The sequence below is a fragment of the Mycobacterium sp. E735 genome (genome assembly GCF_001666955.1).
GTDB lineage: Bacteria > Actinomycetota > Actinomycetes > Mycobacteriales > Mycobacteriaceae > Mycobacterium.
Map to the genome: position 1 here is coordinate 1 of NZ_LZIX01000290.1, position 543 is coordinate 543.

Genomic DNA, 543 nt, shown 5'->3' on the forward strand with positions numbered 1-543 from the left:
GAATCGCAATCCATCTACGACGTTTCGGACGAGTTTTTTGCCCTGTTCCTAGATCCGACAATGGGCTATACGTGCGCCTACTTCGAGCGCGACGACATGACGCTCGAAGAGGCGCAGCTTGCCAAGATCGACCTGGCGCTGGGCAAGCTCAAGCTGGAACCGGGCATGACGCTGCTGGACATCGGCTGCGGCTGGGGCGCGACCATGCGCCGGGCCATCGAGAAGTACGACGTCAACGTCGTGGGCCTGACGTTGTCGGAGAACCAGGCCGAGCACGTCCAGAGAACGTTCGACGAGATGGACACCCCCCGCACCCGGCGGGTGCTGCTGGAGGGCTGGGAGAAGTTTCACGAACCCGTCGACCGCATCGTTTCGATCGGCGCCTTCGAGCACTTCGGCCGCCAGCGCTACGGCCGCTTCTTCAAGATGGCCTACCAGGTGCTGCCGTCCGACGGAATCATGTTGCTGCACACCATCGTTCGCCCCTCCTTCAAGGAGGCCAGGGCGCGGGGCATGACGCTGACGCACGAGATCGTGCACTGC

The 543-nt window shown here is 63.0% G+C and carries 1 protein-coding gene; it reads left to right on the forward strand.

Annotation, left to right across the window (positions count from 1 at the left end):
- Positions 1-543 (forward strand): class I SAM-dependent methyltransferase (locus A5704_RS24155; RefSeq protein ID WP_156737748.1); only part of this gene is annotated, 543 nt, incomplete at both ends.